Source organism: Paraburkholderia acidicola, from assembly GCF_002362315.1.
Lineage (GTDB): Bacteria > Pseudomonadota > Gammaproteobacteria > Burkholderiales > Burkholderiaceae > Paraburkholderia > Paraburkholderia acidicola.
Genome location: NZ_MTZV01000004.1, coordinates 587,643 through 600,290, shown reverse-complemented (window position 1 = coordinate 600,290; position 12,648 = coordinate 587,643). Strand labels below are relative to the sequence as shown.

Sequence of the window (12,648 nt, the reverse complement as noted above, 5' to 3'; positions counted from 1 at the left end):
GTGACTGCCAACCTCAAGGAGAAACGCGATGTCGCAAACGAGCCCCGTCCGCACCGCCGGCTTTCTGGTGTTTCCCAACGTAACGCAACTCGACATGACCGGGCCGCAAGAAGTGCTGACGCGCATGCCGGGCTGGCGGGCTGAACTCGTTGCGGCGTCGCGTGCGCTGGTGCGCAGCGACAGCGGTCTGGTGATTCAACCCGATGTCACCTTCGCTGAAGCGGCGCACTACGACCTGCTGGTGGTACCCGGCGGTCCGGGCGTGGACGTCGCGATGCTCGATCGCGAAACCGTTGCGTTCGTCCGCGATAAGGCCCAGCGTGCCGACTACGTGTTCGGTATCTGCACCGGTTCGTTGTTGCTGGGGGCGGCCGGCGTGTTGCGCGGACGGCGGGCGGGCACGCACTGGCAGGCGCGCGAGCAACTCGCGAAGTTCGGCGCGACCGTGAGCACCGAACGTCTTACCGTCGACGGCAATCTGTTCACGTCGGGCGGCGTGACGGCCGGCATCGACATGGCGCTGCGCGTCGCGGCGGAGCTGGCCGGCGACGATGTCGCGCAGCAGATCCAGTTGCAGATCGAGTACGATCCGGCGCCGCCGTTTAACGCCGGTTCGCCTGATGTCGCGCCGCCGGAAGTCGTCGAGCGTTTGCTGGCCGCGTCGGCACAGCGTCGTGCGACGCGTTCGGCCGCAGTGGATCAGGCCGTTGCACAGCTCGCCGCCTTCGACCGCTGAGCGCGGCGCAATTTACTCCACCGCTCGCGACGAAGTTAACATCGAAAGCCGTCATTCCATCCGGACCCGCCTGGGTCCGTTAGCTTCGTAACACGTCGGCTGTCCCCCAGCCGACGCGCACGGCCGCGCCGAACCCCGGCGGTCCGATCTGAACCCCGCTGATATTCCCCCCAGTCTGTAGGGCACTTGCAATGCAATGCGCATTGATTTGCGCGTTGCCACACTTTCCTCCACGATCGCGCCAGCCCCGGTTTGCCCAGCGCCCGCTCGGTGGAAACCCGCATTGTGACCGCATCGAATCGTGATGAGAATTTCGAAACATTTTTTGTTATGTAACTATCAGAAAAACCGGAATCGGCTGCTTTGTCCAGGTGGCACACAGCACAACGACATTCCCCCTGCACCGGTCGCGTCGTCCGGCCAGTCAACCTAACTATCCCTGTGAGCCCAACGTGAATATCGTCCGCAGCCTGTCTGGCATGGCGTTTCTGTTGCTGATCGCGTATGCGCTGTCGGCCAACCGGCGAGCCATTCGCCCGCGCACCTTGATCGCGGCCTTCGCGGTGCAGGTGGCGATCGGCGCATTCGTGCTATTCGTGCCGCTCGGTAGCGAGGCGCTCGCGGGCGCTGCGCACGGTGTGAACCGTGTGCTCGAGATGGGCGATCGCGGCGTGACGTTCATGTTCGGCGGTCTGGTCGGCGACCAGATGTTCAAGGTATTCGGCGACAACGGCTTCGTGTTCGCCCTGCGCGTGCTGCCGATGATCATCTACGTCACCGCGCTGATCGCCGTGCTGTATCACATCGGCGTGATGAAGCTGATCATCAACGGCTTTGGCGGGTTGTTCGAAAAACTGCTGGGTGTAAGTCGCATCGAAGCGTGTTCCGCGGTGGCGACGATCTTTCTCGGGCAGAGCGAAATGCCTGCCTTCGTCAAACCGTTCGCGAAGCAGATGACCGGCGCCGAACTGTTCACGGTGATGACGAGCGGGATGGCATCGGTGGCCGGCTCGGTGCTGGCGGGCTACGTCGGGCTCGGTGTGCGGCTCGACTATCTGCTCGCCGCCTCGTTCATGGCGGTGCCGGGCGGTCTGTTGTTCGCGAAGATCATCTTTCCGACCACCGAGGCACCGCAACCGATCCCCGAAAAACTGAGCTTCGACGAACGGCGTTCGGCCAACGTCATCGAAGCCGTGGCATCCGGTACGGCTGTCGGCCTGCGCATCGCACTGAATGTCGGCGGGATGCTGATCGCGTTCATTGGCCTGATCGCGCTGCTCAACATGATTGTCGGCGCAATCGCAGGGCTCTTCGGTTACCCCGATCTCACGATGCAGCTGATTCTCGGCTACGTGTTTTCGCCGCTCGCGTGGATACTCGGTGTGCCGTGGCACGATGCGCCGCTGGCCGGTAACTTCATCGGCGAAAAGCTGATCCTCAACGAATTCGTCGCCTACGTCGATCTGTCGCCGTACCTGAAGAGCGCACACGACGTGGCCGCAGCGGGCCTCAAAGTGCTCGACCCGAAGACGATCGCGATCGTCACGTTCGCGCTGTGCGGGTTCTCCAATTTTTCATCGATCGCAATTCTTGCCGGTGGTTTCAGCGCGGTCGCGCCCGAGCGTCGCGGGGAAGTCGCACGCTATGGCCTGCGCGTCGTCGCCGCGAGTACGCTGTCGAATCTGATGAGCGCGGCCATCGCCGGCACGTTCCTGTCGTTACACTGAACAGTATTCAACCCATTCGAGCAAGTGAATCAACATGTTTCTGACTCAGGAAATTATTCGCAAGAAACGCGACCGCCAGCCGCTGAATGAAGCCGAAATAGCGGCCTTTGTGCGCGGTGTGACGGACGGTAGCGTTAGCGAAGGCCAGGTCGCGGCGTTTGCGATGGCGGTCTTTTTCAACGACATGAGCATTGCCGAGCGCGTGGCGATGACGCTCGCGCAACGCGACTCGGGCCAGGTACTCGGCTGGCGCGATCTCGACCTGCCGGGACCGGTGCTCGACAAACATTCCACCGGTGGTGTCGGCGATCTGACGTCGCTGTTGCTCGGACCGATGGTGGCCGCGTGCGGCGGCTATGTGCCGATGATCTCGGGCCGCGGTCTTGGTCACACGGGCGGCACGCTCGACAAGCTCGCCTCGATTCCCGGCTACGACGTGACGCCCGACACCGACGCATTTCGTCGCGTGGTGCGCGACGTGGGCGTGGCGATCATCGGCCAGACTGCGCAGCTTGCACCCGCCGACAAACGCATTTATTCGATCCGCGACGTCACGGCTACGGTTGAATCGGTTGCGATGATCACCGCGTCGATTCTCTCGAAGAAGCTCGCGGCCGGGCTCGATGCACTCGTGATGGACGTCAAGGTCGGCTCGGGTGCGTTCATGCCGAGCTATGAGAAATCGGTGGAGCTGGCGCGCAGCATCGTCGCAGTCGGCAACGGCGCGGGCATGAAGACGACGGCTGTGCTGACCGACATGAACCAGCCACTCGCGCCGTGCGCGGGCAATGCGCTCGAAGTGCGTTTTTCGATCGACTACCTGACCGGTCGCACGCGGCCGACACGCGTGCACGAGGTGACGCTTGCGCTCGCCGCGCAGATGCTGGTGCTGGGCGGTCTCGCCAGCGATGTCGCGCAAGGCCGCGACAAGCTCGTCGCCGCGCTCGATTCCGGCGCGGCAGCCGAGCGTTTCGCGCAGATGGTGACGGCGCTCGGCGGTCCCGCCGATCTGCTCGAGACGTACGATCGTCAGCTCGGTCATGCGCCGGTCGTGTTGCCGGTGGCTGCGCCGCGTGCGGGCGTGGTTGCGCAGATCGATTGCCGTGCAATGGGTCTCGCGGTGGTGGGTCTTGGCGGCGGCAGGCGCCGTCCCGAAGACACGATCGACTACCAGGTGGGGCTCACCGATATCGTTGAACTGGGCGAGCGCGTCGCCGCGGGGCAACCACTTGCACTTGTCCACGCCCGCGACACGGCAGCCGCGCAACGCGCAGCAAGCGAGATCCTCGCCGCCTGCACCATCGCGGACGCCGATGCGAACGTCCCGCCGTCGCTGTACGATGTGATCGACTAGTTCAACGGACGTCGTCATGCGTGCAATCATTTTGATCCTCGATTCGCTGGGCGTCGGTGCTGCGCCGGATGCCGTGCGTTTCGGTGATGTAGGCGCCGATACGCTGGGCCACATCGCTGCGAGTTGTGCGCGCGGCGAAGCGGAGGTAGGGCGCAGCGGACCGCTGCGGATTCCGCATCTCGAACAGCTCGGTATCGGACTCGCCAATCAGCTTGCGACCGGTGCGCTGGCACCGGGTTTTACCGCTACGCCGACGTTGATCGGCGCATACGGTGCGGCGCGCGAACTGTCGTCGGGCAAGGACACGCCGTCCGGGCACTGGGAGCTGGCGGGCGTGCCCGTGCGCTTCGACTGGGGTTACTTCGAGCAACCCACCGATACCTTCCCGCCCGAACTGCTCGATGCGCTCGTGCGGCGTGCAGGATTGCCCGGCTACCTTGGCAACTGTCACGCGTCGGGCACGACGATACTCGACGCGCTCGGCGACGAACATCGCGCGAGCGGTAAGCCGATCTTCTACACCTCCGCAGATTCCGTGTTCCAGATTGCGTGCCACGAAGAGACATTCGGCCTGCAGCGTCTGTACGACCTGTGCGATATCGCTCGCGAAGAAGTGGACCGCTACAACATCTGCCGCGTGATCGCACGGCCATTTACCGGCGATGCGCAGCACGGCTTCACACGCACGCCGAATCGCCGCGATCTGGCGGTACCGCCGCCCGCAGCAACTGTGCTGGAGAAACTCGCCACAGCGGGCGGCGAGGTGGTATCGATCGGCAAGATCGCCGACATCTACGCGCATGTCGGCATCACGCGCAAGATCAAGGCGCACGGACTTGACGGGCTGTGGCAGGCGACTTTCGATGCCGTGCGCGAGACACCCGACTTCAGCATCGTGATGACGAACTTCGTCGACTTCGACCAGAACTTTGGGCACCGCCGCAACACGCCCGGCTATGCGGTGGCGCTCGAATATTTCGACACGCGGCTGCCGGAACTCTATGAGCTGCTCGCGGACGACGACGTGGTGATCCTGAGTGCGGACCACGGCTGCGATCCGACCTGGCCAGGTACCGATCACACGCGCGAACACGTACCGGTGCTCGTGTACGGCAAGCGCGTGACGCCAGGTAGCATCGGCGTGCGCGAGAGTTTTGCGGATGTCGGGCAGAGCCTTGCTGACTGGTTCGGGCTTACGCCGTTCGCGGACGGTGTGTCGTTCCTCAGCGCTACACGTGCTCCTTCCGCGCCGCAATGAACCGAATACCGGAGTCACTATGACCACCCACGAACAACTGATCGAAGAAGCCCGCAAGGCACGTACGCGCGCCTATGCGCCGTATTCGAATTTCCACGTCGGCGCTGCGCTGCGTGCGAAAGACGGCAGGATCTTTCACGGCTGCAACGTCGAGAATGCGTCGTACGGACTGTGCAATTGTGCGGAGCGCACCGCGTTTTTCGCAGCGGTGGCCGAGGGATACAAACCTGGACAGTTCGATGCGATCGCCGTGATCGGCGCCACGGATGATCCCATCGCGCCGTGTGGCGCATGTCGTCAGGTGATGATCGAACTGGGTACGCCGGCGCTTACTGTCGTGCTGAGCAATCTGACCGGTGCCGTCGAAGTGACTAGCGCGGACGCGTTGCTGCCTGGAGCGTTCTATCTGAAGTGAACGGAGGTGTGGAACGCAGCGTGAGCGGCGCTGCGGTATGCTTGTGCGCTTCGCTCACTCTTCGCTACCGTTCGATGTCCGATTTCCCTTTTGATGCCGTCATCTTCGACTGCGACGGCGTGCTCGTCGATTCGGAGCCGATCACCAACCGCGTGATCGCCGAAATGCTCAACGAACTGGGCTGGCCGATCAGCATCGAAGAGACGATGCGCATTTTCGTCGGCAAGACGGTGCGAGACGAAGCGGCACAAATCGAAGCACACACCGGTTTTGCCGTCACGTCCGAGTGGCTCGCACAGTTTCGTGCGCGCCGTAACGAAGCACTCGTGCGCGACCTGGTCGAGATTCGCGGCGCACCCGATGCGGTGCGCGCGTTGCATCGGACGCTGGGTGGACGGATCGCAGTGGCATCGGGTGCCGACAAGCCCAAGGTCGATATGCAACTGGCGAAGGTCGGCATACTTGAGTGCTTCGATGGCCACGTGTTTAGCGGCCACGATATGCCGCGCAGCAAACCTTACCCCGATGTCTATCTGGCAGCAGCCGTTGCACTCGGTGTCGATCCGGCCCGCTGCGCGGTGGTGGAAGACACGGCGACGGGCGTAACAGCAGGCGTTGCTGCCGGCGCGACGGTGTTCGGTTACAGCCCCAAGGTGATCGGGCAGCAGAGTCCCGAAGCGCTGCGCGCAGCGGGTGCCATCGCGGTGTTCGAGGATATGACGCAGCTGCACGCGCTGCTTGCGGGCTGGTCCGACTCTTCGCGCGCTGCGTGAACTGCGCACCACAGCGCACGTTTGACCACACGACAAACCGAAGGTAGCATTCCGCCTTCATCTCACCCTTCCGCACTTCAATCGCGGATTGTCCGAGGAAACTATGTTGGAGCTTGTAGCCGCCTGCTAACCGCTTCGTTTCAACGAAGCTGCGTTAGCCGAACCCTGGCAGCGTGCCCGCACACAGCGGGCAGCGCTATTTGCGTTCGCGGTTACAACCTATGCTCCAACATGAACATCTCCAGGCAGGAACAACGTGTTCTGCACGTACTCGCGCAGGGTGGCGAAATTCGCCTTCAGCGCATCGAAAATCAAATCATCGACGTAGATTGCTTCAATCGATACGGGCTACGGCTCAGCGATTGCACGCTTTCGGTTTTCCGGAAACTCAAACGCCGTGGCCTGATTGCAAGCCTCGATGGTCGGCCGTATCAGATCACGCGGCTTGGGCGGGAAGCGGTGCGTCCGCAGCTGGACAACCGGGCGCCGGCGCGTAGCCGGTGATCGATGGATCGCGCGCGGCCTGTTCGTGAGGGGATGGGCCCGCGCTTCACGCGGTCTGCGGTGAGCGATAACCTGTTGCGATATTGCTCAGTCTGAATGATCCAGTTGATGCTTTGAAATTGCTTGAACCTGAAATCGCACGCACGCCGCATGTTTGCGCATATACAAATCGAACAATGGCAGGGCGAAGATGTGACAAAAGAGATCTCGAAGTTATTGCTCTCTACGGTGACATCGAATAGATTTGCGATCGTCGGATGCAGCAATAAAATATTTGCGACGAGTCGCTTCAGTTCGATAAAAAATTGCCGAAAAGACCAGTAGCAATAAAGCCGATCAGGGCAAGCGGATGACGACGGCATGTCATGCAATGGTGTGCCAAACTGAATACTTACCTGACCGGAGAGCCCCACATTTTTCACTCCTGGAGACGTTTAATGATCAAGTTGTACCGCACGTTGTTACTCGTAAGTGGCGCTGCCCTGATAGCTACCGGCTGCGCTTCGGGACCGCAGTATAAAGAAATGGCATCTTCGATTCCGACACTGGGAGCCGATCACGGGCGCATTTATTTCTTCCGTTCAAGTTCAGTGTTAGGCGCAGGAATTCAGCCTGATATCAAGCTTAACGGCGCGGTTGTCGGCGAATCGAAACCAGGCGGGTTCTTCTATATCGATGAACCTGCGGGTCAGTACACTGTCTCGACGGAAACTGAAACGGAGAAGACACTGTCGTTTGCCCTGAATACGGGTGAAACGAAATATGTCCGCACGTCGATATCGATGGGAATCCTCGTTGGGCACGTGGCGCCGTCGCTGGAGACGCCAGAGAACGCGACGAAGGAAATCGAAGGATTGAAGTACACCGGCGGTACTACGGCGACACAAGCCGCCCAGTGATATCGCGGAAGGCTGAGGTACGCGTAATCTGACAAGGAAACGCATCTACCGAAGCGACATACTGAGCAAACCCGGCCCGGCGCCGGGTTTGTCGTTTATGAGGCCGTCGATTTCACCAGTGTGTGTACGATGCGAAATAGCGGCGCACACCACGCGCCCCTCTTTCCCGGAGGCTCACGATGGATCCCGTGTTGTTCCGCAACGGCGCCTTGCTCGATCCCACCCAACCCGAACTGTTACCCGGCCACGATGTGCTGGTCGAAGACGGCCTGATTCGCGAAGTATCGGACCGGCCGATTACGAGTAGCCGTGCCCGTGTCGTCGATCTGAAAGGAAAGACGATCATGCCGGGCCTGATCGATCTGCACGTGCATGTCGTCGCCGTCGAATTCAATCTGCCGCGTGTCGCGACGCTGCCCAACGTGCTGGTCACGCTACGCGCCGTGCCGCTGATGCGCGCGATGCTGCGCCGCGGTTTCACGACGGTGCGCGATGCGGGCGGAGCGGGTTATCCGTTCAAACAGGCTGTCGAAACCGGGCTCGCGGAGGGGCCGCGCATGTTCGTCTCCGGCCGAGCGCTCAGTCAGACCGGCGGTCACGGCGACCCGCGCGCACGCAGCGACTTCATCGCGCCCGATGCACCGTGCGGCTGCTGCGTGCGGGTCGGCGCACTCGGGCGCGTGGCAGACGGCGTCGATGAAGTGCGTCGCGCCGTGCGCGAAGAACTGCAGATGGGTGCCGACCAGATCAAGATCATGGCGTCCGGCGGCGTTGCGTCGCCGACCGATCCGGTGGGCGCGTGGGGTTATTCGGAAGACGAGATCCGCGCGATCGTCGGCGAAGCGCAGGCGCGCCATACCTATGTGCTCGCGCATGCGTACACCGCCGATGCGATCGCCCGCGCCGTGCGCTGCGGTGTGCGCACCATCGAGCACGGCAATCTGATCGACGATGCGACCGCACGCGTCGTCGCGGCACACGATGCGTTCGTCGTGCCGACGCTCGTCACCTATGATGCGCTCGCCAGCGAAGGCGAGAAGTACGGTCTGCCCGAGGCGAGCATCGCGAAGGTCGCAGACGTACACGCAGCGGGTTTGCGCTCACTCGAAATACTCAAACGAGCCGGCGTGAAAATGGGTTTCGGTACCGATCTGCTCGGCGAATCGCAGCGTCTGCAGAGCGACGAGTTCCGTCTGCGTACCCAGGTGCTGACGCCTGGCGAGGTGATCGCGAGCGCGACGCTGGTCGGCGCCGAAGTGCTCGGCATGACCGGCAAGCTCGGACAACTCGTGCCGGGCGCGTTCGCTGATGTTCTGGTCGTGGACGGCAATCCGCTCAAGTCGATCGACTGTCTGCTCGGGCAAGGCGAACACATCCCGTTCGTGATGAAAGGCGGTCACATTCATTTTGACGAGTTGCAGCACGGCTGAAGACGGGGGCACACTGCGCGGGCACGTGTGAGCGCAGTGTGCCTGCAACGATCCGTCGATTGCCGGGAGCGGCCGCCATGACTTCGATTTCTGCCCGTATCGAGCGCATGCCGTTCGCGCGCTTTCATCGCCGGTTGCTGTTGATGGGTGGCCTCGGCTACACCTTCGACGCGATGGATGCAGCGGTGCTCGCGTTCCTGCTGCCCGTGTTGCGTCAGCAATGGCACCTGACCAGCGTGCAGACCGGTGTACTCGGTAGTGGCACGTTTATCGGCTACTTTGTCGGCGCGATGCTGGCCGGGATGCTCGGCGATCTGATCGGGCGACGTCGCGTGATGATGTGGGCGCTGGTCATTTACTGCGTCGCGTCGCTTGCCAGCGCGACTGCGCACGACTGGCCGTTCTTCCTCGCGACGCGCATCGTCGCGGGGCTCGGCACCGGCGCGGAGAGCGCGATCGTCGCACCGTTCCTGTCGGAGTTCGTCGCGCGGCGTTATCGCGGTGCGTTTACCGGGAGCCTCGCGGGGTTCTTTTCGTTCGGCTTCGTCGCTGCCGCGCTGCTCGGCTATTTCGTGATTCCGCTTGGCCCCGAAGCGTGGCGTGTCGTGATGGTGATCACCGCGCTGCCGATCGTGATGCTGCTGTGGTGGCGCCGTGCGCTGCCCGAATCGCCGCGCTGGCTCGAGGCACGCGGACGACACGCCGAAGCCGAAGCGATCATCGCCGCCGCGGAAGCTGAAATGCTCGCCGATGGCATCCATCTCGACCCATTGCCACCCGACGCCACAACCGATGGCGCTGTACCGATCGCAGCCGAACGCGCATCGGTCGTCGCGAACGTGAAGGCGCTGTGGTCGCGCTCGCTCGCGCGCATCACCGCAATGACCTGGCTGATGTGGCTATCGATCACCTTCAGCTACTACGCGTTTTTCACGTGGATTCCCGGTTTGCTCGTGCAAAGCGGTATGACGATTACGCGCAGCTTTTCCTATTCGCTCGTGATGTATCTCGCGCAGATTCCCGGTTATTTTTCCGGCGCATGGCTCAACGAGAAGATCGGCCGGCAGGCGACCATCGCGAGTTACATGGTGCTGGGCGGCGTGTCGGCGCTCGGTCTCGCGCTCACGCGCAGCGATGCGGGCATCATGGCCTCAGGTGTGTTGCTGTCGTTCTTCATGAACGGTACCTATGCAGGCGTCTATGCGTACACACCGGAAGTGTTTCCGACCGATGTGCGCGCAACCGGTTCGGGACTGGCTTCGTCGATCGGGCGGCTCGGTGCGATTGCGGCGCCGATCCTCGTCGGCTATCTGTACCCGGTGTTCGGTTTCGCGGGCGTGTTCGGTGCGACGACGACGGTGCTGCTGGTCGGCGCGCTGGCCGTGGTGCTGATGGGCGTGCCGACGCGCGGCCGCTCGCTTGAGGATATTGCCGCGCAGCAACTGCATCGCTGATAGAACCGTAGCGCCTTTGCCGGGTAGTCCCGATACCGGAATCGCGCGTGAACTGGTTGCACCTGCGTAACGCCTATATGATCGGGGACCGGGCCTGCACCGCGTGCCCGCATCATGCAAGGGCCTCACGATGACTCCCTCTCCCCGCAGCATTGCGCAGGCACCCGACGACGATGGCGGCGCGCCGCACTGGCAGCGCAACCTGATCGTCTGCGTGTTCGGTTCGTTCACGACGATCGTCGCGATGACCTTGCTGTTGCCGTTTCTGCCGCTGTACGTCGAGCATCTTGGCGTGACCGATCACGCGGCGATCGTCCAGTGGTCCGGTATCGCGTTCGGCGCGACGTTCTTCAGCGCGGCGCTGGTTGCGCCACTGTGGGGCCGCCTCGCCGATCTCTACGGCCGCAAGCTGATGCTGATTCGCTCGAGCCTCGGCATGGCCGTCGCAATGTCGCTGATCGGCATGGCGCACAACGTCTGGCAACTGGCCGCGCTGCGGCTGCTCGCGGGGTTGCTGGGCGGCTATGCGTCGGGTTCGACAGTGCTGGTCGCGACGCAGACGCCGAAAGGCCGTACCGGTTGGGCGCTCGGCGTGCTCGCGTCGGGCATCATGGCCGGCAACCTGGTTGGTCCGTTGATCGGCGGAATGCTGCCGCCGTTGATCGGCATCCGGCAAACCTTCTTCGCCGCGGGCGCCGCGATCTTTGTCGCGTTTCTCGCAACGGCGTTCCTGATTCGCGAGGCGCCGCGTCCGCCGCGTTCAGCCGGCTCTTCGAAGCAGCGTCAGCAGGGCGCATGGGCTTCCGTCGACGATCGCCGCCCAGCGGTCGCGATGCTCGTCACTGGCTTGCTGCTGATGGTCGCGAACATGTCGATCGAACCGATCATCACGGTCTACGTCGCGCAACTCGTCGACGTGCAGCACGTCACGATGGTGGCCGGTTTCGTGATGTCGGGCGCGGCGCTCGGCAGCATTTTGTCCGCGTCGCGGCTCGGGAAGCTGGCGGACCGTGTGGGCCACTGGAACGTGATTGTCGGGTGCCTTGCGGTCGCGGCCTTGCTGCTGATTCCGCAGGCGTATGTCACCGCGGCGTGGCAACTGATCGTGCTGCGCTTTCTGATGGGACTCGCATTGGGCGGACTGCTGCCCTGCATCGCGAGCGTGATCCGGCACAACGTGCCCGATCGCGTGGCGGGCACGCTGCTCGGCTATTCGACTTCATCGCAGTACGCGGGGCAGGTGGTGGGGCCGCTACTGGGCGGATTTGTCGGCGGTCATCTCGGCATGCGTGCGGTGTTTCTCGGCACCTGCGTGCTGATGGCGGGAGGCGCGTTGTACAACCGCACGGTGCAGCGCGGCCGCGCGCTTGCGCGAGCCGCTACGGACAATCACTAACCACTAAAACAGCATCGCGCGTTCAACGCCAGTCGGTCGCCACGTCGTCCGGATCGATCAACGTGAGCCCCGACGCCGGCAGCGGCAGCGCAGTCTTATAGCGCACCTGCTTGAGCGCAAAACTCGAGCGGATATTCGACACGCCAGGAATCTTCGTCAACTGATCGAGGATAAAGCGCTCGAGCGTCGGCATATCGGGCACGACGACGCGCAGCAGGTAATCGGCATCGCCCGTCATCAGATAACACTCCATCACTTCGGGGCGCTCGCCGATCGCCTGTTCGAAGCGCCGCAGTGCGTCCTCCACCTGCTTCTCCAGACTGACCTGAATGAACACGTTGATGCGCAGCCCGAGCGGCTCCGGGTTCAACAGCGTGACCTGCTGTTTGAAGAGCCCGAGCTTTTCGAGCGCCCGTACGCGGTTGAAGCACGGCGTGGGCGACAGGTTCACCGCGCGCGCCAGTTCGGCGTTGGTGATGCGGGCGTTCTGCTGCAACTGGCTCAGGATGCCAATATCGATGCGATCCAGCCGACGAGGGGAGTTCATAGTCTAAATATTCTGTTGATGGGCGGATAACCGGAATAAATACACTATTGAACGCCATTCTGACAAGCAGATGAGACGCATATTCTGCAGATGGACGGGTAGCATATTTCGAATACTCGATAGCTCGAGATGGCTTGAATACGCCCTTTGCGGAA

12 protein-coding genes are annotated in these 12,648 nt (G+C 62.6%); 11 read left to right on the top strand and 1 reads right to left on the bottom strand.

Annotation, left to right across the window (positions count from 1 at the left end; translation table 11 throughout):
* Positions 1–28: 28 nt before the first annotated feature.
* From BWP39_RS12895 to BWP39_RS12845, 11 genes are all read left to right on the top strand, one after another.
* Positions 29–736, top strand: a complete 708-nt coding sequence (locus BWP39_RS12895; RefSeq protein ID WP_096720695.1) for a DJ-1/PfpI family protein — start codon at positions 29–31, stop codon at positions 734–736.
* Between the two features lie 452 nt (positions 737–1,188).
* Positions 1,189–2,463, top strand: coding sequence for a NupC/NupG family nucleoside CNT transporter (locus BWP39_RS12890; RefSeq protein WP_096720693.1), 1,275 nt, complete (start codon positions 1,189–1,191; stop codon positions 2,461–2,463).
* A 34-nt stretch (positions 2,464–2,497) separates the two neighbouring features.
* The gene (gene deoA, locus BWP39_RS12885; RefSeq protein ID WP_096720691.1) at positions 2,498–3,817 is read left to right on the top strand and encodes a thymidine phosphorylase; all 1,320 of its coding nucleotides are present in this window, start codon (positions 2,498–2,500) and stop codon (positions 3,815–3,817) included.
* A 16-nt stretch (positions 3,818–3,833) separates the two neighbouring features.
* Entirely contained in the window at positions 3,834–5,075 is a 1,242-nt protein-coding gene (locus tag BWP39_RS12880) for a phosphopentomutase (protein ID WP_096720688.1), read from the top strand.
* 19 nt (positions 5,076–5,094) lie between these two features.
* On the top strand, positions 5,095–5,490 hold the full coding sequence (locus BWP39_RS12875; protein ID WP_091010340.1) for a cytidine deaminase: 396 nt from the start codon (positions 5,095–5,097) through the stop codon (positions 5,488–5,490).
* 74 nt (positions 5,491–5,564) lie between these two features.
* Complete coding sequence (locus BWP39_RS12870) at positions 5,565–6,263, top strand: HAD family hydrolase (RefSeq protein ID WP_096720686.1); 699 nt, start codon at positions 5,565–5,567, stop codon at positions 6,261–6,263.
* A 231-nt stretch (positions 6,264–6,494) separates the two neighbouring features.
* The gene (locus tag BWP39_RS32630) at positions 6,495–6,767 is read left to right on the top strand and encodes a YjhX family toxin (RefSeq protein WP_096720684.1); all 273 of its coding nucleotides are present in this window, start codon (positions 6,495–6,497) and stop codon (positions 6,765–6,767) included.
* Positions 6,768–7,204: 437 nt separating this feature from the next.
* Positions 7,205–7,666 carry a DUF2846 domain-containing protein gene (locus BWP39_RS12860; protein ID WP_096720682.1) on the top strand — a complete coding sequence of 154 codons (462 nt, stop codon included), beginning with the start codon at positions 7,205–7,207 and terminating at the stop codon, positions 7,664–7,666.
* A 179-nt stretch (positions 7,667–7,845) separates the two neighbouring features.
* Positions 7,846–9,096, top strand: a complete 1,251-nt coding sequence (locus tag BWP39_RS12855) for a metal-dependent hydrolase family protein (RefSeq protein ID WP_096720680.1) — start codon at positions 7,846–7,848, stop codon at positions 9,094–9,096.
* A 77-nt stretch (positions 9,097–9,173) separates the two neighbouring features.
* Positions 9,174–10,550 carry an MFS transporter gene (locus BWP39_RS12850; RefSeq protein ID WP_096720678.1) on the top strand — a complete coding sequence of 459 codons (1,377 nt, stop codon included), beginning with the start codon at positions 9,174–9,176 and terminating at the stop codon, positions 10,548–10,550.
* A gap of 130 nt (positions 10,551–10,680) precedes the next feature.
* Positions 10,681–11,946: an MFS transporter gene (locus tag BWP39_RS12845; protein WP_096720676.1), complete on the top strand. Its 1,266-nt coding sequence runs from the start codon at positions 10,681–10,683 to the stop codon at positions 11,944–11,946.
* A 22-nt stretch (positions 11,947–11,968) separates the two neighbouring features.
* On the opposite strand, the gene BWP39_RS12840 is transcribed toward BWP39_RS12845, so the two are convergent.
* A complete protein-coding gene (locus BWP39_RS12840) occupies positions 11,969–12,493 on the bottom strand; it encodes an Lrp/AsnC family transcriptional regulator (RefSeq protein ID WP_091010349.1) in 525 nt (174 codons plus the stop codon).
* Between the last annotated feature and the right edge of the window lie 155 nt (positions 12,494–12,648).

Bases quoted from the DNA above. Each gene is read 5' to 3' on its own strand.
- BWP39_RS12895 (WP_096720695.1), top strand. From the start codon at position 29: ATGTCGCAAACGAGCCCCGTCCGCACCGCCGGCTTTCTGGTGTTTCCC.
- deoA (WP_096720691.1), top strand. From the start codon at position 2,498: ATGTTTCTGACTCAGGAAATTATTCGCAAGAAACGCGACCGCCAGCCG.
- BWP39_RS12880 (WP_096720688.1), top strand. From the start codon at position 3,834: ATGCGTGCAATCATTTTGATCCTCGATTCGCTGGGCGTCGGTGCTGCG.
- BWP39_RS12875 (WP_091010340.1), top strand. From the start codon at position 5,095: ATGACCACCCACGAACAACTGATCGAAGAAGCCCGCAAGGCACGTACG.
- BWP39_RS12870 (WP_096720686.1), top strand. From the start codon at position 5,565: ATGTCCGATTTCCCTTTTGATGCCGTCATCTTCGACTGCGACGGCGTG.
- BWP39_RS32630 (WP_096720684.1), top strand. From the start codon at position 6,495: ATGAACATCTCCAGGCAGGAACAACGTGTTCTGCACGTACTCGCGCAG.
- BWP39_RS12860 (WP_096720682.1), top strand. From the start codon at position 7,205: ATGATCAAGTTGTACCGCACGTTGTTACTCGTAAGTGGCGCTGCCCTG.
- BWP39_RS12855 (WP_096720680.1), top strand. From the start codon at position 7,846: ATGGATCCCGTGTTGTTCCGCAACGGCGCCTTGCTCGATCCCACCCAA.
- BWP39_RS12850 (WP_096720678.1), top strand. From the start codon at position 9,174: ATGACTTCGATTTCTGCCCGTATCGAGCGCATGCCGTTCGCGCGCTTT.
- BWP39_RS12845 (WP_096720676.1), top strand. From the start codon at position 10,681: ATGACTCCCTCTCCCCGCAGCATTGCGCAGGCACCCGACGACGATGGC.
- BWP39_RS12840 (WP_091010349.1), bottom strand. From the start codon at position 12,493: ATGAACTCCCCTCGTCGGCTGGATCGCATCGATATTGGCATCCTGAGC.